This window comes from Ruegeria sp. SATB027 (assembly GCF_059613825.1).
Genome location: NZ_JBXWTH010000041.1, coordinates 1 through 22,260 on the forward strand (window position 1 = coordinate 1; position 22,260 = coordinate 22,260).

The 22,260-nt window shown below is 66.2% G+C and carries 23 protein-coding genes; 1 reads left to right on the forward strand and 22 read right to left on the reverse strand.

Annotated features, from left to right (window positions below; genetic code table 11):
- Window positions 1-229: 229 nt before the first annotated feature.
- The 13 genes from AC2FPW_RS11720 to AC2FPW_RS11780 form a co-directional block, all read right to left on the reverse strand.
- Complete coding sequence (locus tag AC2FPW_RS11720) at window positions 230-481, reverse strand: hypothetical protein (protein ID WP_496813817.1); 252 nt, start codon at window positions 479-481, stop codon at window positions 230-232.
- A gap of 162 nt (window positions 482-643) precedes the next feature.
- Window positions 644-1,318 (reverse strand): YcbK family protein, encoded by a 675-nt coding sequence (locus AC2FPW_RS11725; RefSeq protein WP_496813818.1) that lies wholly within the window; start codon window positions 1,316-1,318, stop codon window positions 644-646.
- Between the two features lie 72 nt (window positions 1,319-1,390).
- Entirely contained in the window at window positions 1,391-1,678 is a 288-nt protein-coding gene (locus AC2FPW_RS11730) for a DUF6127 family protein (protein ID WP_055664086.1), read from the reverse strand.
- A gap of 19 nt (window positions 1,679-1,697) precedes the next feature.
- Window positions 1,698-2,774, reverse strand: a complete 1,077-nt coding sequence (locus tag AC2FPW_RS11735; protein WP_496813819.1) for a DUF2793 domain-containing protein — start codon at window positions 2,772-2,774, stop codon at window positions 1,698-1,700.
- 7 nt (window positions 2,775-2,781) lie between these two features.
- Entirely contained in the window at window positions 2,782-6,750 is a 3,969-nt protein-coding gene (locus AC2FPW_RS11740; RefSeq protein ID WP_496813821.1) for a baseplate multidomain protein megatron, read from the reverse strand.
- A gap of 9 nt (window positions 6,751-6,759) precedes the next feature.
- The gene (locus AC2FPW_RS11745) at window positions 6,760-7,191 is read right to left on the reverse strand and encodes an NlpC/P60 family protein (RefSeq protein WP_274216414.1); all 432 of its coding nucleotides are present in this window, start codon (window positions 7,189-7,191) and stop codon (window positions 6,760-6,762) included.
- A complete protein-coding gene (locus AC2FPW_RS11750; protein WP_496813822.1) occupies window positions 7,188-8,072 on the reverse strand; it encodes a phage/gene transfer agent baseplate hub protein in 885 nt (294 codons plus the stop codon). The genes AC2FPW_RS11745 and AC2FPW_RS11750 overlap by 4 nt, the downstream gene beginning before the upstream one ends.
- The gene (locus tag AC2FPW_RS11755) at window positions 8,069-8,695 is read right to left on the reverse strand and encodes a phage distal tail protein, Rcc01695 family (RefSeq protein ID WP_496813823.1); all 627 of its coding nucleotides are present in this window, start codon (window positions 8,693-8,695) and stop codon (window positions 8,069-8,071) included. The genes AC2FPW_RS11750 and AC2FPW_RS11755 overlap by 4 nt, the downstream gene beginning before the upstream one ends.
- Window positions 8,695-11,112, reverse strand: coding sequence for a phage tail tape measure C-terminal domain-containing protein (locus AC2FPW_RS11760; protein ID WP_496813825.1), 2,418 nt, complete (start codon window positions 11,110-11,112; stop codon window positions 8,695-8,697). The genes AC2FPW_RS11755 and AC2FPW_RS11760 overlap by 1 nt, the downstream gene beginning before the upstream one ends.
- A complete protein-coding gene (locus tag AC2FPW_RS11765) occupies window positions 11,093-11,233 on the reverse strand; it encodes a DUF7697 family protein (protein WP_169728718.1) in 141 nt (46 codons plus the stop codon). The genes AC2FPW_RS11760 and AC2FPW_RS11765 overlap by 20 nt, the downstream gene beginning before the upstream one ends.
- A gap of 98 nt (window positions 11,234-11,331) precedes the next feature.
- Window positions 11,332-11,787 (reverse strand): phage-derived protein YdaY family protein, encoded by a 456-nt coding sequence (locus AC2FPW_RS11770; protein WP_496813827.1) that lies wholly within the window; start codon window positions 11,785-11,787, stop codon window positions 11,332-11,334.
- The gene (locus AC2FPW_RS11775; protein ID WP_496813829.1) at window positions 11,787-12,725 is read right to left on the reverse strand and encodes a phage tail tube protein; all 939 of its coding nucleotides are present in this window, start codon (window positions 12,723-12,725) and stop codon (window positions 11,787-11,789) included. Before AC2FPW_RS11775 ends, AC2FPW_RS11770 begins: the two co-directional genes overlap by 1 nt.
- Window positions 12,726-12,749: 24 nt before the next feature.
- Entirely contained in the window at window positions 12,750-13,169 is a 420-nt protein-coding gene (locus tag AC2FPW_RS11780) for an acyl-CoA transferase (RefSeq protein WP_496813830.1), read from the reverse strand.
- A gap of 84 nt (window positions 13,170-13,253) precedes the next feature.
- Here AC2FPW_RS11780 and AC2FPW_RS11785 point away from each other — a divergent pair, with 84 nt between their 5' ends.
- Window positions 13,254-13,736, forward strand: coding sequence for a hypothetical protein (locus tag AC2FPW_RS11785; RefSeq protein ID WP_496813832.1), 483 nt, complete (start codon window positions 13,254-13,256; stop codon window positions 13,734-13,736).
- Here AC2FPW_RS11785 and AC2FPW_RS11790 read toward each other — a convergent pair.
- From AC2FPW_RS11790 to AC2FPW_RS11830, 9 genes are all read right to left on the reverse strand, one after another.
- Complete coding sequence (locus AC2FPW_RS11790; protein WP_496813833.1) at window positions 13,733-14,362, reverse strand: DUF6441 family protein; 630 nt, start codon at window positions 14,360-14,362, stop codon at window positions 13,733-13,735. The two genes, AC2FPW_RS11785 and AC2FPW_RS11790, sit on opposite strands and share 4 nt — an antisense overlap.
- Window positions 14,359-14,670 (reverse strand): head-tail joining protein, encoded by a 312-nt coding sequence (locus tag AC2FPW_RS11795; RefSeq protein ID WP_496813835.1) that lies wholly within the window; start codon window positions 14,668-14,670, stop codon window positions 14,359-14,361. Before AC2FPW_RS11795 ends, AC2FPW_RS11790 begins: the two co-directional genes overlap by 4 nt.
- Window positions 14,670-15,005: a DUF2190 family protein gene (locus tag AC2FPW_RS11800; RefSeq protein ID WP_496813837.1), complete on the reverse strand. Its 336-nt coding sequence runs from the start codon at window positions 15,003-15,005 to the stop codon at window positions 14,670-14,672. The genes AC2FPW_RS11795 and AC2FPW_RS11800 overlap by 1 nt, the downstream gene beginning before the upstream one ends.
- A 75-nt stretch (window positions 15,006-15,080) precedes the next feature.
- Window positions 15,081-15,800 carry a hypothetical protein gene (locus AC2FPW_RS11805; protein WP_496813838.1) on the reverse strand — a complete coding sequence of 240 codons (720 nt, stop codon included), beginning with the start codon at window positions 15,798-15,800 and terminating at the stop codon, window positions 15,081-15,083.
- Window positions 15,801-15,881: 81 nt separating this feature from the next.
- Complete coding sequence (locus AC2FPW_RS11810) at window positions 15,882-17,936, reverse strand: prohead protease/major capsid protein fusion protein (protein ID WP_496813840.1); 2,055 nt, start codon at window positions 17,934-17,936, stop codon at window positions 15,882-15,884.
- Window positions 17,937-17,941: 5 nt separating this feature from the next.
- Window positions 17,942-19,513, reverse strand: coding sequence for a phage portal protein (locus tag AC2FPW_RS11815; RefSeq protein WP_496813841.1), 1,572 nt, complete (start codon window positions 19,511-19,513; stop codon window positions 17,942-17,944).
- A complete protein-coding gene (locus AC2FPW_RS11820; protein WP_496813843.1) occupies window positions 19,513-19,722 on the reverse strand; it encodes a phage head-tail joining protein in 210 nt (69 codons plus the stop codon). Before AC2FPW_RS11820 ends, AC2FPW_RS11815 begins: the two co-directional genes overlap by 1 nt.
- Window positions 19,722-21,713, reverse strand: coding sequence for a phage terminase large subunit family protein (locus AC2FPW_RS11825; RefSeq protein WP_496813844.1), 1,992 nt, complete (start codon window positions 21,711-21,713; stop codon window positions 19,722-19,724). Before AC2FPW_RS11825 ends, AC2FPW_RS11820 begins: the two co-directional genes overlap by 1 nt.
- A complete protein-coding gene (locus AC2FPW_RS11830) occupies window positions 21,661-22,257 on the reverse strand; it encodes a hypothetical protein (RefSeq protein ID WP_496813846.1) in 597 nt (198 codons plus the stop codon). Before AC2FPW_RS11830 ends, AC2FPW_RS11825 begins: the two co-directional genes overlap by 53 nt.
- Window positions 22,258-22,260 lie beyond the last annotated feature (3 nt).

Genomic DNA, 22,260 nt, shown 5'->3' on the forward strand with positions numbered 1-22,260 from the left:
AGATTGCAGCTATGCGGCTTGCTGGAACCTGGCAGCAACTCTCATTGCGTCACGCTGATTGTCCACAGGCCCTAGTTAATCATCGCGAAAAGTTGCCATTCATATGACTCGCAGCATTTGGGAGAATGGGCTCGGAACGGCCGCTCGCCGCAGTGTGTTCGAACGTCCGGTTCAGCTCTCAGAGCAGGGAAAGAGCACTTTCGCCCAAGGTTTATGGTTCTGAATTTTATCAGAGGCACGCGCGAGCCTGCTCCCGCATCACGGAGTAATCGCCCATCATTTCGACGACTGCCGATCCGTCCGGCAACATCGCCAATTCCTCGGCCGCCCGTGTCTGAAACTCACTGCTGTATTCCACGACCGGCGGACATGCCGCCAAACCGCCCTGCTCAAAACCCGCCGTCTCGCAGCCGGTCAGCCAGCTGGTTGCGATCACGAGGACGGTGAGCCGCCGCCTCCAGCATTCGGCGTTGGACTGCATTGGCTTTCTCCATGGTCTCGAGCTGCTCGGCTAACCGGCCAGCGCGCTCGCCGGACCGCCGAAGCGACAGCAGGAACAGGAGCACGGCGAGGACGATGGCGCCGTAGCGCAGCGCCGCCCGCGTCCACGGGCTGGCGGCGAACCCGCCGAGCAAGGTGCCGATCACCGCCGCCCCCGGCGCCAGTCGTCGAGGCGGGCATAGATGGTGACCGCGATGCCACCGAGTGCCACCGCGATTAACACCCAGCGGAGCGTATCAAGATACGGGACCAGCGGCAGGATGGCGGTCTGGGTCTCGGCGAGGACGCTCTGCGCCACCTCGACCCCGGCCGCCCCTAGCGTGGCGACACCGGCCGCTCCGCCGCCTTTCATCGTGCGGCTGTCAGTCAGCACTTCGCGCGCAAGTGGCGTTTCCTCGGCGAAGGCTGTCACCCGGACCGGGAAGCGCACGCCCCACTGCCGTGCGGGCCCAAGGTCGACATGGATGAAGCCCGAGCGGGGGTAGAACCCGAAGCCGAGGAACCCGACGTCGCGCGCCGCCGCCTCGAACGCCACCGGGTCGTGGTTCGCCATTGCAATGTCGAAGGCGGCGCCATCGAGATGCTTCGACCGGGTCGCACCACCAACGGCTCGGTTGTGCTCAGGGCTGCGATAGGCAGAGCGGACGATCAGCGGCTTGCCCAGCCGGTCGCGGAGGGCCTGCAGCTTGTCGAGCGCGGGCTCGTTGACCAGCAACTTGCCGGTGCCCCGGCAGGCGATCTCAGCCGGGCTGAAATTCGGCCAGCGCCAGGTGCCCGCAGGCACATCGCGCCAATGGCGGTGGAAGGTCGTGGTCATGAGGGTCCTCCAAAAAGAAAAAACCCGCCTCGAGGGCGGGTGCGGTTGGGTCGATGAATTGAATGGGCGCGGCTACGGACCGCCGCCGAAGATCTTGAGCTTGATGGCGATGCCTGCGAGCAACGCCAGCATGACGCCGGTGGTGATCATGCGAACGGCGGTCTGCATGGCGGTGCGGCGCACCAGCCGGATGCAGTCCACGAGGGAGCGCAGATCGCGGATGTCGAGCGCGGCCTCGTCGCCGTCGAGGCCGACATCGGCGAGCGCGCGTTTCGCGCCTTCCTCGGCCGCGCGCGTCAGGATCGCCTCGAACTCGGCGTCGGGCATGCGGACGTAGCCCTCGGATCGGGGTGGGTTCATTGGTTCCTCCTTCCGCCGCTCAGCCAATCTTGCAGCCCCAGAAGGACGTGTGGTCGGCGGCGAAATAGCCGTCCGCGACCCGGAAATACCCCTGCAGCTCGACGGTATCGCCCGCGGTGAGCGGCACCATCGTCTGCAGCCAGATCGCGGTGGCGAGCGAGACATGGGTGGCGGAGATTTCGCCGAGGGAGCCGCGAATTTCCGTCGTGCCATTCAGGACGAGCCGTCCGCGCATGCGGGCCGTCGCGCTGGCGTTGATCTTGTAGAGCAGCGTCGCGCCGAAGAGGTAGATGCCGTCCACGGGGGCGACGAAGTGGTTGTTCGCGGCGTCGAACGCGCCCTGGTCGTTGTAGTCGGTGTCGTTGAGGCCGATCTTCGTCCAGGTTCCGACGCCGACATAGTTGTCGTAGTTCGTGTACGCCTTGAAGCGGGGCAGCTGGGGCTGGTCGACGATGCCGCTCGCGTTGTCGACGCTCAGCCCGTCGAAAAAGGTGCTGCCATCGGCGGAGACCGCGAGCCGGAAGCGGTCGGAGCCAAAGAGCCCCATCAGCGCCTTGGTCACGAAGCCGGTCTGGAGCGTCAGCCCGAGGTCGTCGCCTGCCGCCTCCTTGTTCATGGTGTAGAACAGATCGCCGGTACCGCCCTCGGCCACGGTCTTCGCCGTCCAGAGCGCGGCGTTCAGCTTGGCGGAGAACGGGTTCGACGCATCCCCCGTGGTGCCAACACCGAGCAGCGCGAGGTTCTGCAACGCCGCCGGTGTGGTCCCGATCCAGCCCGCGCCATCGTAGATGAGCAGCAGGCCCTCGTCCTCGACCCATGCCCGCCAGCCGGTGCGCGGTGGAAGGCGCAGCCAAGCGCCATCCGTGAACAGCGCCACGTTCAGGTCCCAGCCCGCCCAGTCGCCGGTCGCGCCAGACGCCACGATGTAGCGGTCTCCATCGGCGGGGCTGCCTGGCGGCGCTGTCAGATTCCGGTCGAGGACGGAAAGCTGGACAAGCCCGTCGAGCAGCCGCAGCGCCTCGTTGTGGGTGACATGTTTCTGGGCCTGCGCCGCGAGGATGTACGGGAGCAGCAGATGCGTAGTGGTGTCGGACATGAGGCCCTCAGAATGTGAGCGTGACGGTTTTCGGCGCGCCCCGCCCCACGAGGGCGGAGAGCTGGGAGATGCGGACGTCGAGCGTGTCGCCGGGCCCGAGCATCGCACCCCAGTCGGCGGTCTGCTGGGCGGCCGTGTAGACGGCGCTGGTGGTGGTCACGTTCAGCACCCGCTTGACCGTCGCGCCGTCGAGGATCTCGACCTCGAAGGCTTCAGTCTCCTCGACAAGCGGCACGTCGACCGCGCCCCAGTTGTCGGCCGCGAGTGCGCGGGACCGGCGAGTCCAGCGGATGGTCAGATCGCACGTCGCACGTGGTTTGCGCCATGGCTGCTCGACATGGGCGACTGAAAACGGCCGCAGACCCACGCCAACCGGGTTGAAGGAGGCCGCGACATATGTCTCGTCGCTGACAGACCGGCTTGCGGGGCCGATGCGCCAGTTCCACGGGATACCGAGATCGGCCTCGGCGATCGGCAGGGATGCCAGCGCGGTGTCCAGCACCACGACCCGCGCCCCCGCAGGCGCCGGATTACCCATTGCGCCCTCGGTGCCGCGCTGACCACGCAGGAGCCGCGTCAGTCTATAACGGCCGGGCGCCAGCAGCTCGGCCACGCCGGCCTGCACGATTTCCCACGTGCCGGGTGCGCTCTCGATGGCCAGCGCATTGGCCCCGCCGAACAGCGTCAGGTCGGTGACGCTTTCCAGTGTGCCAGAGAGCACATCGATCACCAGCGCATTGCCAAGATCGAAGCGCGAGGTCGGGCCCGCGAAGCAATCCGAGACCAGCGTTCCGATCCGGGCACGGCCGCCAAATGTCGTCAGCAGCTCGAAGCCATCGGTAGAGGGACTGCGGAACACCGCCATTTCGCCCGGCCAGGGAACGGCGTGCGCTGCGGCGAAGGGCCGATGCGCGGGCTCGTCCTCTGTCAGTTGCGGCAGGTCCAGCAGCGCCACCTCGGGTGCGCCGAACACCACGGTTTGCGAAAGCGATGAGGGCCGTGGCGATCCTGGCGGCAGGTCGTGGGCCTCGCGATCCTGGCGGACCGCTTCGATCCCGCGTGCCTCTGCGTCGGCGATGGAGACCAGCCGCAGCGGAATGTGCCTCCCGTCATGTGCCAGCGTCACGACGTCTGCTGGATCCAATGCCAGCCGCGAGGGCGGCAGGCGGAATGCAGTTGTCTCGCGCCCGGTCCAGGCTTCCATCAGCGCGCGGCGGCAGCGCCGTTCGGCTTCCTCGGGCGGGACCGCCATCGGAAAGCTCTCCGAGGCAATCCGCGTCGTATCCACCGTGATCCGTTGCGCCTCAACAAGAGCAGCGTCGTAATCTTCGTCCGCACGCGCCACCTGCCATTTGAGCGCCTGCGGCAGTTCGGTTTCCTGCGCACGCGTAAGTTCCAGTAGGTCGCCCTCGCGGGCTGCGACAAGATCGTCGTGCGTCAGGCTGGTGATGGACGCCCGCCCACGCATGACAAAACGGATCATGCCCTCGGTCTCGACAGCGTCGAAGCCAAAGTGCCGCGACAACGTGGTGATCGAGGCGCGCGGGCTTTCCAGCGCGCCAATGGCGTAGCCCTCGACCGCGCCCCAAAGCCCCGAGACGTCGATCCGGGACTCGGGCATGCCCGTCCGCAAGCAGAGGTGCCGGACCAGCGCCGCCAGCGACACCGCGCCCAGCCGCCCGGTCAGCCAGTGTCCAAGCCGCCAATTCGCGCCGTCGGTCCAAACAACGGTCAGCGCCGGGAAGAACGGATAGGGCCGCGCGTCCCACGTCCAGGCGGCGCATTCGGGGACGTGCACCATGCGGCCGCCGTAGACGGACGAGATAGGATTGTTCGCGGCCTCGCCCCAGAACAGGTAGGTCGCCTCGAGATAGGCGCGCTGGATCGCGTCGTCCCGCCAGCCGCGAGAGAAGTACGGCACGAAGCTCTCCGACGATTTCGGGTCGAAGAAGACGTTGGGTTGGTTCGTGCCGCGGTCGATGGCCGGGCATCCGAGCTCGGTGAACCAGATCGGCTTGGATTGCGGCACCCATGCCGTCGGCGTCCCGCTCTCCACGCCGCCCGGGCGGTTGTAATGCGCGTTCGACCACCAGGCGCGGAGATCCTTGTAGCGGAAGACCCATGGTTTGGCCGCCGCACCATCGGTGATCGGCGTCCGGGCCTGCGCCGACCGATCTGCCGCGCTGGCGTAAAACCAGTCGTAGCCCTCGCCGCCCGAGATGTTCCCCTGCAGGTAAGCCCGGTCATAGATGGCGGGCCAGCCCTCCTGCGCATCGAGATGCTCGAAGCCGTCGCGCCAGTCCGACAGCGGCATGTAGTTGTCGATGCCGACGAAATCGATCTCGGGATCGGCCCAGAGCGGATCGAGATGGAAGAACACGTCGCCGCTGCCGTCGCCCGGCTGGTGCCCGAAGTATTCCGACCAGTCGGCAGCGTAGCCGATCTTCGTCCCGGCCCCGAGGATCGAGCGCACGTCGGCGAGCAGATCCCGATAGGCCTGCACGGCTGGATAGATGGACGTGCCCGAGCGGATGGTCGTCAGCCCGGGCATCTCGGTCCCGATCAGGAAGGCGTCCACGCCGCCCGCCGCCGCGCAAAGATGGGCGTAGTGCAGCACCATGCGCCGCAGACCCCAGTCGTTCGCAGCGCCAGTCCAAGAAACCGACTGACCCGAGACATTGAAGCTCGCGGGCGTGGCTGCGCCGAACAGCGCCGCGACCTGGCTTGCGGCTGTCGCGGTCTTGTCCACGGTCCCCGCGTAGCCGGTCGCCGGAGAGCAAGTGATCCGCCCCCGCCAGGGGAACGCGGGCTGACCCGTAAGGGCGGCGTTGTCCGAATATGGGTTCGGCAGGGTGTTGTCCGGCGGCACGTCCATCAGAATGAAGGGATAGAAGGTCACGCGCAGGCCACGCGCCTTCATCTCCTGGATCGCCTGCACGACAGCGAAGTCGGCGGGCGTGCCGCCATAGACGGGGCGATCCTGATCATCGCGGCTGACCAGAAAGGCATTGGCCCGGCTGACGCCATTCACCGACCAGGTCGATGGCGTGGTCGCTTTCGCGGTGACCTCGACGCCGGGCCGCACCTTGCAGTTCCCAGCACGCAGATCGTTGCCGAACCAGGCCACCACCAGCGACACGCTTTCGACCTTCGGAGCCATGGCCTGTAGCCGGTCCAGCGCCACCACCATGTCGGCGGTATCGGTCAGCGCGTTGAGGTTTTCGGGAGTTTGGGACCCGCTGCCACCCTTTCGGATGCCGGTCGTGGCGTAGGTGAACTCGCCGGATGCCGGGATCATGGTGACGGCCTGCGTAAGCCCCTCGGCCGTGTCCGGATCGGCCAGCGGACGGAAAACTTCGAAACTCAGCTGCGGGATGCGGTTGCCGTAATTGCCGAGCGGCAAGTCCTCGAAAACGACATAGGCCGTGCCGCGATATGCTGGCGTATTGGCCACGCCCATCTTCGCCGAAATAAGCGGATCGGCCATCTGGCCTTCGTCGCCCGGATACCAGCGCCAGGTGATCCCGGCGGTGTCCAGCAGCTTGCCGTCGGCCCAGATGCGGCCAATGCCCGTGATCGGCCCCTCGCAGAGCGCAACGGCGAACGAGGCATAGTAGAAGTATTCGGTGGTCTTGACCTTGCCGCCACCCCCACCACCCTTGCCGCCGCCCTGTGTGGTGGTCTTTGTCTCCTCGCGAAAGTCCGTCGCCCAGATGATGTTACCTCCGATCCGCATCCGGCCATAGAGCCGCGGAATCACCGCCCCTTCGGTGGCAAAGGTGATGCGCAGATTGTCCATCCGCGCACCTTCGATCCGCTGGGTCGGCGCCAGAGACGAGATGATCCAACTGTCGACAACCGAGCCAATGGTGGAGCCGATGAAGCCACCGATTGTGGCGGCGCTGACGCCAAGGATTGCACCGCCGATCGAACCGCCAATGGCGGCGCCAGCGGCACCGAGAACGAGGGTGGCCATGTCGGGGTCTCAGCGTTGCGGGAACAAGAAAGCGAAGGCGATACGTCGCCGCCAGGATCGGGTGAGCGGTTCCTCGATCACGCCGAGCCGCTCGTAGGCGTGAAGGAAGGTGGCGGGCCCGGTCAGGATCCCGACATGCTTGGCGATGGCGCGGGGCGTCATCCGGAACAGGAGCAGCGCGCCGGGACCGGCCTCGGCGGGCGACACCTCGATCATCATGGAGCGCGCGCCTTCCGCCAGAACCTCGCGTAGCCCGGTTTCGCCCCAGTCGCGGCTATAGGGCGGGATCGGGAACGGCTCTGGCCCCACCACCTCGCGCCAGACGCCCCGGGCGAGGCCGAGGCAGTCACAACCCACGCCCCGAAGGCTGGCCTGATCGTGATACGGCGTGCCGAGCCAGGAGCGCGCGATGGCGATGACGCGCTCGGAATCGGCGCTCACAGTACGGCCCCCTCGTGGCCGCCATCCTTCGTGGCGTACCGCAGCACCGCATCTTGGCCGGGGATATGCGGGAAGCCGCGGAAGTTGTCGGTGTTGGCGAACTTCGCCCCGCAGGTCTCGATCCGCTTGTCGCAGCCGGCGCGGATGATGAAAGCGTTGCCCTCGGCGATCGCGCGCACCGGCGCTTCCAGCAGGGTGAGGATCGCCACGCCGTCCGTCACGTCGTGGCCAAGCACCTCGGTGCGCCGCCCCGCGTTCGCGCCGCTCGTCCATTCGACGGTGCCGAAGGTGAACCAGCCGACCTCAAACCCGCCGAGACCCGAGGCTGTGAAGGCCCGGTCGCGCAGGAGATCGATCACGGCGCCCGCGCCCTTGTAGGCCGGATCCTCGAGATCGACGCCGCAGCGCGTATCGCCGAGCGCGGCGTCGCAGGTCGCCTGGAAGGTCCGCCCCACCGTCTGGCCCAGCACATGCGCCAGCGAGCGGACCTCAGCCACGAAGGCCAGCCGCCCACGCCGGATCTGGCCAATGGCCCCGCGCCGCATGAGGACGCGCTGGCTCGTGTCGGCCCAGTTTACGCGCCAGACCTCGACCGCCGCGTTATCCCAGCGACCGTCGAGTATTTCGGTCTCGGTGATGCGGTCCGAGGTCAGCACGCCTTCCGCGTCCTGCGCATCGACCGAGAGGTCCGAGCCCGAGCGGACCTCGGACGCCGTCAGGCCGCTTTCCGGCTCGAAGTCGGTCCCGTCGAAACTCAGCGTCCGGTCGTGATCCGTGAAGCCGAAGGTGACGCCGTCGGCGCGGATGATCCGCCAACACCAGGCGAGCGTTGTCGTGCCCTCGTCGAGATGGGCCTGCAGCGCGGGCGAGAGGGATTTCATCGGCGTAGTTCCAAAAGCGGGATGGAGGTGATCGAACCGAGCCGCTCGAGATCGAGCGTCACGTCGAGCGCGTCGGCGTCGAAGCGGACCGGCACGTCGAACTCGAAGCCCGCGGTGATCGCGACGCCAGCGCCCGGCGCGTCGCCGAAGGTGACGAGGCCGGTCGTGGTGTCGACCGACCAGCCGGAGGGCTGCTCGACGCCTGACAGCGCGATGCGCACGGTTCCGTTCACCGGCTTGGCGATGGCGCGCATCCAGGATTGCGCGCCGGAGGCGTAGTGCTTCACCAACTGGAAGGAGGTCGTCGTGCCATCGCCGGTGCCGATCGCCTGGTCGGTCGGCGACGGCGCGCCCGAGGGCAGGCAGGACTTGTGGTCGCCCCAGTCCTTGAAGCGGAAGCCGTGGAGCCGTCCGTTGCGTGCCTCGAAGAAGGCGACCACGGCGGCGAGATCGTCCGCGCGGCGGATGCCATAGGCGATGTCATAGCGGCGGCGCGAATTGGCCCAGCTGGCGTTGCGTTCCTCGTCACCCGAGGCAAGTTCGACGATCTGGGTGCGCCGCTCGGGCCCGCCCCGCGCGCGGCGGCTGATGTTGTCGGGGAACCGCACCTCGTGAAACGCCATCACATGCCCCTCCGCCCGAGCGAGACCGCACGGGCGATGTCGGCCGCGACCTGCGTCCGCGACTGCCGGAAGCTCTCCGCGTCACGGGCCATGATTGTGACGTTGACGCCGCCGCCCGCGCCGTAGGCCTGCGCCTCCCGCCGTGACAGAACCCGCTCGCCGCGCTGGAGGATCGCTGGCACCTCGTCGTGGCGAAGTCCTGCCATGCCGCCAGCATGCATCCGTGGCGCGGCGGCGAAGGCCATGGCGGGCACCATTCGCGAAGGTACGGCCGATCCGACCATCCCGCCCGCATGCAGAATGTTGGCGAAAATCCCGCCAGCTCCGGAGAAGACGCCGGAGAGCGCGTTTGCGATCGGCCCGAGGATGAACCGCCGTGCCGCCAGCTGGGCGAGATCGGCCAGCAGCGAGGTGACGAGATCGCGAAAGTTCAGCTTGCCGGTCCGCACGAACTGGCCCACCGCGTTCTCGGCAGACTGGAAGGCGCCGACGAGGCTCTGGCCGATATCGCCGCCGATCGCGCGTGCCTTGCTGGCGTAGTCCGACAGAGCGGCGGTAACGGCCTGCCACCCAGTGACGGCGGCCTCGGTCGCGGGCTCTGCCGCAGCGCCAGCAGCTCCGGCCGCCGCACCCGCACCAGTGGCGGCGCGACCGGCATCGCCGAGCGCCGTCTCCAGCCGCTCCGCCGCAGCGGTCGTCTCGGCCAAAGCGCCGGCGCCGTCCTCGTCTGTGCCTCGGACTGCGTCGCGCAGCGCCTGCCAGCTTTCGAGCGGCGCGCGGGCCCCTTCGGCCAGATCGCGCGCGGCGCCGCGATAGACGTTCGCGGACTCGAGCGCCCTGTTCGCCGCCTCGGTCAGACCAAGGTCTGGCGCAGTGAGCGGGCTGTCCTCGAAGGCTCGGTCGAAGGCCGCCTGCGCTGCGGTGGTTGCGGCGGTCGCCGCGCCCTCGAAGCGGTTCTCGATCTCGCCGAGGTCGAGATCGGGGATGATCGAGATGCGTCGCTCCGACCCGAGCGCTTCCAGCCCCTGATTGATCCCGCCGATGAATGTGTTGATGCGAGAAACAACGCCGTTCAGCATCGCTTCGACACCGTCGATCAGGCTGTTCGCCGCCTGAAACGCGAGATCGCCGATGGCGGCGGGCAGCATTCCCCAGATCGCCTTGATCGCCTCATAGGCACCCTCAAAAGTGTTCGCGGCCGTGTTGCCAAAAGCCACCACGCTCTCGATGGCGCTCTGCATGCCGGAGGCGGCATCGGCCTTCAGATCGAAGAACATCGCCGTGGTCGCAGCGCCCGCCGCCGCAGCCCCCATCTTGATCCGATCCCAAACTTCGACGGCAAGGTCCTTTAGGAGCGACATTGCCTCGCCAAAGCCGCCGGCTCCCGACACAAGCCGGGTGAACTGGTAGACGAGTTCGCCAGCGCCGACGATCAGCGCCCCGATACCGGTCCGGATCAGCGCGCCGCGCAAAACGACGAGCGCGGTTGCAAGGCCACGGACCGAAAGCGCCGCAGCGGCCATTCCCGCCACCCAGCGGCTCGCGAGAAAGGCCGCGAAGGTGGCGGCGTAGGTGGTCAGGCGGCCGATGTTGTCGAAGAGCCCGCGGATCGAGGTGCCCAGCGGACCCGTGCGGCTTGCCACGGCCGCCATGGCGTTGGCGACGGCCTCCAGCGCGGGTGCCGCGGCGACCGCGAGCTGGTTGGACAGCCCGCGCCAGATCAGACCGAGCCGGGAGATCGCATCGTTGGTCCGCTCGATCTGGTCGGCGTCCTGCTCGGAGACCACGACCCCGAAGGCGCGCACGTCCTCGGTCGCCTGGCGCAGCGTCGCCGTGTCGATCCGCGACATGGCGATCGAACCTTCCTCGCCGAACAGCTGGCCCGCGACTGCTGCGCGTTCAGCGGCAGGCACGAAGTCCTCGATGGCGGCGTTGATCGCACCGACGCGCTGGTCCAGCGGCAGGGCGATCAGCTCGCCGGCCGAGAGCCCCAGCCGGTCGAGCGCGTCGGCGGCGGGACCGGTCCCGGCGGCAGCCTGGCTCAGCCGTCGTGTCATGTCTTTCGTCGCCTGCTCGATTCCGGACATCGACACGCCCGCAAGCTCGCCCGCGCGCTCCAGCGTCTGGATCGAGGCAACGGTGGTGCCGAGCGACTGTGCGAGCTTGGCCTGCGCATCGACCGTCTGCAGCCCGGACCGGACCATTGCCACGCCCGCGGCTGCAGCGGCGGCCACGGCGGCGGCGGCCGCGACCCGGACCCGGCGCGAGAAGGCCACCAGCCGGGCGTTGGCCGCCTCCATCTCGCGGCTCAGCCGTCCGAAGCCGTGCGACCCGGCCTCGCCGACACCTTCCAGTTCGGCGCGCACCTGTCGCCCGCCGACCGCGGCGAGGCGGACGCTAACCCGTTTTTCCGCCATGGGAGTGATCCATCTGTTCGTTGAGCTTGGTGACCATCACCGCTTCGATGACGGGCAGCAGTTCGGCCATGGCGAGCGGTGGCACGCCGAGCGCGTCGCCGAGCGCCAGCGCGGCCGACATGTCCCAGCCGATCACCGCGCCCGGCAGAACGCGGAGCTGGCCTCCGAGGCGGCCGACGAGGTCCCAGACCTGCCAACCCTCCGGAGTTTCCGGCCGGTTCAGCCGCGCCGGGCAGTCCGGGCAGGCTTGCGGGCTGCCTTCGCAGGGTTCGCAACCCTCGCAGTATCGCTCGCCCCCGCCGAAGGACCACTCGGCGAGAGCGCGGAGACGTTTTTTTCCTGCTCCAGCAGCAGGCCCTTCGAGACGTAGGTCAGCTGGAAGGCTTCGAAGATCGGCCAGACATTGAGCAGCGCGTCGATGGCCTCGGGGCTCGGGTCGATGGGCTTGCCGTCGGCATCGCCGATGCCGTCCCAGGCAAGCACAGCCCGTCGCGCCAGCGCTTTGGCGAAGGCGACGGCGCGCTCCTCGTCAGTGGCCTCGTCAGGCACAGCTTCCACGACCGGGTCGCTGCGCGTCGCCACCATCAGCGCGGTGGTCAGCGGCCGCAGCTGCACGCGAACGCCGGGCGCGAGGTCATGCCAGCGCGGGGCGTTGGTCAAATCGAGCGCGAGCATCAATACGTCTCCACATCGTTCACGAGGGTGGCGGTGCACATCCTGCCGACCACGCTGTCGCGGGCGGCCTGCCAGTCGAAGGTCGCCTGCACGCCCTGCGGCCCGGAAATCTCGATGCGCGGGCGCGGCAGGTAGACTGCATGCACGGTGAAGGTGAAGCTCTCGCCGGAGGGCAGGACGTAGGCGAATACCATCTCGCAGGCTTCGCCGTTGATCGCCTGCGTCACCAGCGTCTGGTCGGCGAAGCGCACCTCGATCCGGCCAGTCAGCGCGGCGATGGACGGGTCGGCCCCGTCGATGCGGCCGTCCGACCGGATGGTCTCGATCCGGTCGAGGTTGTTGGCATAGGTGATATCGGCCGAGACGACGTTGCCGAGGGCGGAGCCGTTCCGAGTGATCGACCCGTTGAAATGGCCGAAGCGCTGCAATTCGAGAGCGGCAGGCGTGCCTGCACTGGTCGTCGTTCCAACCGTCTCGCCCTGCGCCACCAGCCGCGCGGTCGCGGTCAACAGTCCCGACCGCTGCAACTGCCAAGTGATCTGGTCAAGCACACATCCGGAATACATCGCGTAGCGCGGCACCTCGGGCATGCCCGTCTCGATGGACATGCTGGGCAGCGTCCACGCACCCGACTGGAATTCATGGGTCCACGGGCCGGTGCCGGACGTGGTTGGATCGCCAAAAGCCGCCTTTAGCCAGAACCCGAAGGCCTCGGCGTCAAGCGGTACGACGACATCGCCATCGGCCGTCACCGCGTCCTTGATTGGTGCTAGCGGATCACGGCCGTAACCCAGCAGTTCCGAATTGAGCAGCGGCTGCTCTGCACCGAGCGAGGTGCTGGCAAAGGGCATTTTTGTGAAGCCACCCACCGGCGGCGTTCCATAGGTCGTTTCGAACGCAAGCGCCATCTGCGCCCGCGCCCCTTGGGCTCGTGCCATGGTGTTCTCCTCGGATTGTCGAGATCAGCCGAGCGGGTCGGCCGTTGAATAGTGCAGCAACACCGGAATGACGGCTGCCTTCAGGCTGGCCGCGCCCTCGACAGGCAGATCGACCGGTCGCGGTGCTTCCGCCTCGACCCAGTCGCAGAGGCCGCCCAACGTGCGGTCGGCGGCGATGGCCGTGCCGATGCTGGCGGTCAGTGTGTCGAAAGTGGCGTCACGGTCCGCGCCTTGAACGACCGCTTCGATCTCTGCCCGGTGCCGATAATGGTAGCGCAGCGGCGACAGCGTGACCTCCGGCTCCCCCGGCTCGCCATCGCGCAGGATCAGCAGCCCCTCAGCGGGCACGCGCTCAGGCAGCACCTCGCCGCGCAGGGCGGTGGCGGGCAGCGCCGAAAGCAGCGCGTGTAGCGCGGCGAGGATGGTTTCGCGAGGGGTGGGCATGCGGAAAACCCTTAGAGATGCGTTGCGAGCTCTTCGCGCTCTGCTTATTCAGCATTTTCAACTGAGAGTATTGGAGATCTTCTTTTGTCAGAAAAACAAAATCATGCGGCAGAAGACGCGCGAGAAATCTGGAACATTCTTCAGACGGCGAAATGCATGGCCCGCTATGACAAGATCAGCCACGAAATCTTAGCTGAAATCCTGGTCGCGATCGCAACGGGCGGCGAGGTTATTGGTGGCAACAACCGCGGATCAGATGTTCGCTCTCCGCAATTTGGTCTAATTGAGGTGAAATCGCGGATCCTCGGCACAGATGGCCCTTATCCCCGCGTTTCGCTGAAGCAGCACAATCTCGACAAGGCGCAGTGGTTCGCGGCTATACGATGGGACCGCAATTATGCCCTCTACGACGCGGTCATGCTGCCCAAGCTTGTCGCTCAGGGACTCTACGAGAAGAAGAGGCAGTCATCCGGGTTGGCTCACATTAGCTGGGCTGATTGGTCGTCAGCTGCTGGTGCAAAAAACATTCGGGCGGAATGCGAATCTGTGATGCAGGGGTTCTGTTAGAACCGCTGATCCACCCAATTCGCCACGATCAGCCCCGGCACGCTGTCCAACGCCCTGTCAGCATCCCGCGCCAGGTTTAGCCGTTTCGGCAGCTTGACCTGCGGCACCAGCAGGAAGATCGGCGCGGTGACCTTTCCGCGCCCGGTCTTGGAGCACGACACCACTGCCTGGCCCTTGGTGTTCAGCCGTCCCTCCGCCACCAGCAGGCTTGGGCCTATGCGACGATAAACGAACCGCAGGCGCAGACCGCGCCGCCGTTCCCATTCACCGGGGGTAATCCGACCACCGCGCGTGGATTTGCCAGCTGCGGGCAGCGGGATTGCAAGCCAGAACCCATCCTTCGAGCGGATCAACGGCCCCGTGTCATGTGCGCTGACGATCACCGGTGCTTTGGACCAAACCAACGCCGCCGCATCCAGGCTTTCACCCGATCTCGGGAAGTTCTGGCTGCGGATCGAGTTGGCGAGCCGTGTGCCGAGCCCCGCGCCGGTGATCTGTAGCCGCCACGCGGTCTTCAGCCCGGTCCCAGCCTCGCGCATGGCGGCCGTCACCGCGCGTTCCCCGGCCGCGACCTCGGCTGCCATCATCGCGACAATGTCCGGATCGATGTCGAGCTTCAGTTTCACGCGGGCCTCAGTTCCACAGTCCAGACCAACCGTTCCCGGTCGCGGACAGGCTCGCCCTGAATTAGGAAGGCATCGCCGTCCATTTCCAAGCGGTCGCCAGGACGCGGGGCCGGAACCTCCGCGACGCGCAGGTCGATCCGGGTCGTTTCCGACCAGAGCCGGGCGTCGCCGAAGTCACTGATTGCGTCAGCCTGCCGCGAGACGATGCGCACCAGCACAGGCGCGCCGCCGTCGGAGGTGTAGATTGCCTCGCGCCCGATGTTGGGATCCGCGAACAGCGCATCAAGAACGACGGCAAACGCCGTCATCAGAAGCTCGCGTTCAGGCGCACCCGGCCGATCACGTCGCTCGCGCCGCCAGCAACAGCTTCGGTTGCCACACCGATCAGCGTATTCGCCGTGGCGGTCTTGGTAGCTTCCTTGTTGGTGTTGTCCCAATAGACCTTGTCACCTGCGGACCAGGCCTGACTTGCGACCTTCTTCAGGTCGAAGATGCCGACGAGCGCGGCCTCGACGGGATCGTTCAACGCGGCGTCCGCAGACGCGATGCCGAAGATGGAGCCGACAAGCAGGCCGTCGCCGGAGGTCACGGCATAGGGTGCGGTCAGGGTGATGGTATTGCCGGGCTGGACGTAGTTTTTCATCGTTTGCTCCTTCAGGAAACGAAAAAGGCGGCCATTTGGCCGCCCCTTCGGGTAATCAGATATTGGTCCTACAGGTCAGGCTGCACGAGGTTTCTTGTAAGTTTCGGTCGCATCGGTGATAGCTGCCTTTAGACGCTCAATCTCGACATTGATCGCAGCAATCTCTGAGTTTAGTTCCTTTGCCTTGGTGCGAAAATGGCGCTCGTCCAATCCGTCTTGTCGAAATCGCTTTAGGCGTTTTTCGTCATCAAAAGCGGCCTTTATGCCTTCTTTGGCGGGCTTTATCCGCCGCTCATAGATGTCTGACATTTCATCCTTCAGGTCACCAATCTCCGTAGAGACGGCCTCGCGGCGGCGCTCCAGGCTCTCCTTCTGAGCGACCGTTTGCTCAAGCCCGAACCAACCGAGGACACTGTCATCCTTGATCTTTCGACCTTTATTCCCGAAAAAGCTCTTCGAACTTCGATGCCAGCTATCGAGGCTCGAGCGCACATCTTTCATCTCATCGTGAAGGTCCGACTTGCGTTCGCGCAGCGGGTTCAGAACATCGTAGGCTTCGCTCTTTGCCTTTTGGTGCCGACGAACCTCTGTTCGGAAATCTCTGGTGAATAGTTCTGCGTCGGCAATGGCTTGCCCTTGGGCTCGCTTTTTTTCAGCGCGTCTTGATTCGGCTGACGCGAGTTCCTTCTCGAGTGGCTCAATATGCTCCGCATGATACTTCCGCCATGGCTCGCCCAGCTTCCAAATGCCCCAAACCAGTGCGAGCAGCCCTGAAAAAACCAATGCCGCTTGCATGGCGTCACTCCAAATCATCCAACGATGGGAGTAACATATGAGCTCATGGCCATGTTTTGAAGGTTGGTCCTTGAATCCGTCTCACGCACCCGGGTTCTTGTAGAGGCCGCGCCAGTCGATAGCCTTGGCGCCGAAGTCGAGGCGGCACTTGATCTCGACCCCGTCGACATCGAAGCCGTTGCGCGTCTCGATGTACGCGCCCTGCTGTCCCTCGAGATAAGCGTACTCGATGGTGTCGATCTGGTTCGGGCTGGCCGCCAGATACCAGGCTGTCTCGCTTGTGGCATCGAGCCGGGGCTCGCTGATCGGCGCGAGCGTGCGGATCGATTGCGGCACGACGTTGGACGTCGCTGCGGGCACTAGGTTCTGGGCGACCATCTGCTCCGCCTTCAGCTCCAGCGAGGCGGGCACGATCAGGAAGGTAGGCCGCACGTTCAGGACCGTTTTCTTGTCGAGACCCGTCTGCTTGGCCATCGCCGCACGGGCTGCACCGACAGCATCGACAGCCAGCGCCGCGCCGGTGGCTGCGAGGTTCTTGTGGCTGGTGTGGAACAGCGCATTGCCGTCGGCCATCGCCGGGTTGGCGGTGATTATGCCCCAGACCACGTCCGACTCCAGCTGCGCGATGGAGTTGCCGTACATCGCCGGGATCCGGGTGAAGGCGTCGAGATCGTCGTTGATCAGCGTTTGGCGGGTGATCGCGACCACCCGGCCATAGGTCTTGACCTTGTAGCTCTCCTTGCTCTCTCCGAGCGTGCCACGCTTAAACTCGCCGCTCTCGCCTACTTCCAGCAGCTGCGGTGCCTCGCCGAGCTGGACCCGGTGCATCGCCTTGAAATCGGTGGCGAGCACCTGGCGGCAGAACAGCATGAAGGTGCGCGGATAGGCATCATAGGCTTGTCGCAGCGTCTTGTTGGTCACCGCCGACAGGATCTCGGGGAAATCGGACGTCGAATGCAGAGCGCGCGTGGCCACCTCATCACGCGAAAGGCCGCGCGTGTTCACGCCCGCATTGCCGAGGCTCTCGCGGGCCAGTTCCATGAGCGTCATGCCACGATACTGGCGGGCGGCGTCTTCCAGAGTGAACAGCGTCGGGCTGTAGCGGTGCAGCAGCGCGTTCGCCACGGCATCGCGTCGGGTGATCGCCTCATTGCGGCCACCCAGCGGGACCGACACCTGGCTGAACGTGCGGGTTTCCTCGGATTTTGCGGCAACCTGATCGAGGATCAGACGCCGGGCCTCACCGACGTCGGTGCCGCGCTTGACCAGATCCTCGGCAAAGCCGCGCTCGAGGTTCAGGCGTCCCGCCAGATCGTAGATCGTGGACACGCGGTCGCGTTCCGTTTCACGGGCGCGGGTTGCGACGGCTTCAGTGTCAGGCACAACGGGGGCATCGGGCTTCTGCGCCTTCGGTTGGGTGCGGGTTTCACTTGCGGCGGCCTTCGGCTCAGTCGCGGAAGTCTTCGGTTCAGTCATGGTGGTGTCCTCGGTCGCGAGAGTGTCGCTAGGCTGGTCTTTGGCCTCTGCGGCCGGGGCGTTGAGTTTTTCCGTCATCGGGATGGCTCCTGTTTGAGTGGGTGAGACGTCCCGGCGATGGAGGACGCAGTCGTGAAGTGGGGATTGAGCGCGAAACCCTGCGGCGGGATCTGCCCCAACGGGCACGGCGGACACCTCGAAGGGCGTCCAGTCGACCGCCCGCCAGAGTTCTCGGGCCACTTCAGGTTTGGACACTTCGAAGCGATGGACCTGGTAGCCGATGGAGACCGCGCGGATGTGCCCGGCCTGGATGTCCCGCCAGATCGGTTCGACGTCCGCGCGCTCACTAATCCTGACCTGCGCAATGCCGCGACCGTTTTCGATACGCGCCGAACCCCGCACGACCGAGCCGATCACGGCGTCAAGCGTGTCGATCTCATGCACCTTCAGGAAGGGCGCGCCCGCGTTCAGACGATCAAGCCGCACATGGGTCGGGTCGAGGCTCAGCTCTTCGTCATAGGGCTCGCCGAATAAGGTCGACCGGCGAACACGCGCGCCCGCCGACCAGATCACCTCAACGGTGCGGGCGTCAGTATCAGCTGAGTTTGGCGCAAGCTCCGCCGACCGGCGCAGGGCCGGTAATTCGATCATCGTGTCCATGTTGGTCAGTCCTGTTGGTCGGTGTCGGGCCGCGTCGGGTCCGTATCGGAGTCGTCGGCCGGATCGCTCGCCGGGTCATTGACCGGGTCGTCGTCGGCGGGATCGCTGGCCGGGTCACTGGTCTGCGCGCTGCCGGTCTTGGTGACGCGGCGCGGATCGCTGTCGAGCACCAGACCGAGTGCATCGAGCTTAGCGTTTGTGGCGGCGATTTCCGCTAGCACGGCGTCAGGGTTGCGCCCCTGCCGGGCGATTACCTCGGCCAGCGTCATGGTGCCGGAGCGGATCGACAGCAGGTTCGCCATCGCGTCCTTCTGCGGATCGACCGCTTCGAACTTGGGCGGCGACCATTCGACCGGTACGTCCGGCGATGGGATCTGCCCTGCGGCCCACGCGGCCTCGGTGAACCAGCGCCAAACCGGGGCGCAGAACATCGGAATGAACAGCTGCCATTGCACGGCGTCGATCTGGCGGCGGAACTCCACGAGCCCCGCCCGGATCGAGGAATAGTTCACCTGGGACAAATCCCCGGTCAGCAATTCATAGGGCACCCGGAAGCCTGCCGAGATCGTATGCAGGCTGGCCCGCTTGTATTCGCCATAACCGCCGGTGGCAGAGGGCTGGTTGAAGCGGATGTCCTTGCCCCCGCGCGCATAGGCGATGAGGCCCGGTTCGAACTGTTCAACCCGGTTGCCGTCGGCATCGACCACAGAGGGCGCGATGCCCTGCTGGGCCTCGTCATCGCCGAAGACGATGGCGGTCACACAGGCCTCAGTTTTCTTTCGGACCAGTTCGGCAACCTCATAGTCGTCAAGATCGCGCAAGCTGCGGATCACCGGCGCGCCCCAGGGCACGCCGCGCGCCTGTGTGCGCTGCTTCTCATACACATGGGCGATCTCGCTGGCCGGCACCGGGCGGCTCTGCAGACCGTTCTGCATCGCGCCATAGGCATCGCCCGGATGTTCGGCGTGCAACCAATAAGCCCGACGTTTTCCGAGCGGGTCAAACTCTATCCCCTGCACCAGGCGTCCTGCACCGAGCGCGCCGGTTTTGGTGGCGTCAAGGAAGTCGGCCTCAAGCACCTGCAATTGCAACGGGACTGGCAAGCCATCCGCTGCGCGGCGCAGACGTCGGCGCACCAGGACCTCGCCTGCCTCGACCATTTCTCGGCAGATCAGCGTTTGCAGACCATAGAAGTCGAGCTGGCTGTCGGCGTCAGCCGCGTCCGACCACCGGGCGAAGAGCGCATCGACCTTCCGGTCCAGCTTGTCGGTGCCACTGGCCGCCCGGGGCATGATGCCCGCACCGACGATGTTGTTCACCAGCACCCCGACGGCCTTCGCCGCATGCGGGTTGTTCCGCACCAGATCACGCATCCGGTCGCGAAGGAGCGCCCCGGCCACGCCAACCTCGGTGTCAGCAGAGGTGCCCGGCGCGCGCCAACCGTCAGTGCGCCGCCCTTTTGCCGCACCATCATAGCCCCGCGTCAAGGTTTCAAACGCTTGGCGAGCCATCACGCGCCGGGCCGCGGCACGCGGTGCCACCGTGGCAATCGCATGGTCGAACCAGTTCGCGGACATCACCGATCTCCACGCGAGAAACTCGCGAGCCCGGCGATCGGTAATGGCCGTGTCGTTCCGGCGATGGCCCGCTCGATGGTTCGGATTCGCGCCAGTAGATCCTCGGCCGATCCATAGTCGACGGATTTGCCGTCATAGCTGACCCGCGTCGTGCCGCTGGCATAGGCGCGGCGCAGCGCAGAAAGTTCGGTTTCCGTCCAGTCGGTCATCAAAACCATCCTCCACGCCGCCCGAGCCAGTCGGATCTGCGTTTGCCCTGCGGCATCTGTGCTTGCCTGTTGATCTGCCCTGCGGGATCCGCAGAGGCGTCGGTGACGCCGAGCTGATCCTCGAGGTCGCGCCATTTCTCATCGGTCCACCGATCCGCGCCCACGATCCAGGCAGCGGCCCGGGCGTAGACCCGGCAGTCCAGCGCTTCGTTGCGTTCCCGAAGTTTCTGCCATTCCATCCGGGCGAAGCCGCGCTTCGTGCGCACCGTGACCAACTGCTCGCCGACGAACTGCTTCAGCCATTCGTTCTCGACCCAGTGCGGCAGATGCACCGAGCCGGGCGGAAACGCCGCCCCGTCGGCCATGTCCTCCTCGGTCGGGCGCGCCAGTCGCAGGAAGCGGTAGGTTTCGGCCTTGAAGGTCGACACCGCCACCGTCCACAGCCGCGCCCCGCGCCGCAGACGTTTGCCGCCCTCGGTCGCATCGACGAAGGTCGGGCCCGAGACCGGGCTCGAGCGGTTGAACCCCTCGACACCCTTCACCGGCGAGACCTGCGCGAAGCCTTGCGCCCGCGACCAGGAATAGACCGCCGGGGCCTCGTAGCCGGTGTCGATGGCGAGCCGCGCGATGCGCAGATGCGCGCAGCGCTCATGCGGCCACGACCGGTCCAGCAGCGCCGTCAGTTCCGACCACGCGTCATGCCGATCCGGGCCGCCCTCGATGACAACGTGATCGACCAGCCAGCTTTCGAGACCGCGACCCCAGGCCCAGACATCGACCTCGATCCGGTCCTTCTGGACATCGGCCCCAGCGGTGAGGAACAACCCGCCCGCAGGCACCATACCGGATGTCCAGCGCTCACGCCGGTCGTAAAGCCGCTGCCAGTCCGGCGCTTCGCCGGTCTCGACCCATGTCTCGCCGAGGATCGTGTTGCGGAATGCCTTGATCGCCTCGTCCGACCCTTGCGCCGCGTCCCAGGCCCGCACGACGCGCTCCCAGCTCAGCCAGCCGATCGGAGAATAGAGAGCCGACAGGTGATAGCCGACAGTGCCAGGATCGGCGGCCGTCGCAGTCGCGCGCCATTCGCCGGCCTCCAGCATCGCCGTCTTGTTGTGTTCGGCGATGGGTGTCTCACAGCCCTCACAGTGATACTCTGCCGTCTCCGGACGGCCCTTCTGCCAGCGCAGTCGCTCGAACTTGAGCCACTGTTCCTGACCGCAATGTGGGCATGGCACGAAAAACCGCCGCTGGTCGCTCGCCTCGAACTCTCGCTCGATCCGGCTCAGCCCCCGGATCGTCGGCGTCGAGACCAAAAACACCTTGCGCCGATGGGCGAAGGTCAGCGAGCGCGCTTCCGCCAAAGTGACCGGATCGCCTTCATCGTCAGCGGAGGCCGGATAGGCATCGACCTCATCGAGGAAGATGTAGCGTGCCGGAGTCGAGCGCAGTCCGACCGCCGAGTTCGCCCCGGTCATAATCAGGATGCCGCCCGCGAATTCCTTCGACAGCATCGTATTGCCCGCGTCGCGCGATCGCGCCGGTTTGACACGCTCGCGCAGCTCCGGGCTTTCGTCGATCAGCGGATCGATCCGCTGGCGTGAGTTTCGCTTCGCCAATTCCACCGTCGGCTGGACGGCAAGCATCGGGCCCGGCGCCTGGTGGATGGCAAAGCCGATCCAGTTGTTGCCCGCTTCCGTCGCTCCGACCTGCGCCGCCTTCATGAACACGATCCGCTGCGTTGGATCGACGGGCGACAGCCGGTCCATGATCTCGCCCATATAAGGCGTGCGGGCGGTGCGATACCGGCCCGGTTCCGCCGAAGCGCGGCCCGACAGCATTCGGTGCCGATCCGCCCATTCAGACACGGTCAGGTCCGCATCCGGCGTGAGGCCCGCTCCCCAGGCGCGCAGGATTTCCACCGCGCCATCGAAGTCATCCTCACCTGAGATCGGGTTTGACCTCGGCAAGATCGTCGAGCTGGGCACGGACATGTTTCTCCAGAACCTTCTGCATCGCCGCGGGCTCCACAGTGATTTCATGGCCTAACGCTTCGCTGCATGAGGCCGACAGATCGGCCGCCATCAGCGCCGCAGCCCGCGCGGGCCAGTTGCCCCAGACATCGCGCTCCTGCCGTGCCAGCCGAAAGACCAGCGACAACGCGCGGACCCGGTCGATCAACTCGCCCTTGAGCTTCTGGAGCCGGAGGCGGCGTTCCTGCGCCTTCAGCACTTCGTTGGCCGTCTTGGCCTGCAGGAACGTGGTGCTGCTGCCCACCTGCGGGGCAGGCATTCCCTGTTCGCGTAGGGTTTCTCCCACGGCGGAGACCGCCGCCTCCGGGACGGGCTTCAGTTTTGGTTGTGGAGCTTTACGGGTTTTCGACGGATCGGTGGCTTGCGCGCGCAGGGCATCGCTGGCCTCTGCGTCGATGCTGCCATCGCCATGTAAAACCACGCGTCCGGTGGCCTTGGCCTTCTGGATCGCGCCGCGTGAAAGGCCGACGCGGGCGGCATACTGGCGCTCGCTCAGACCCTCCATGAC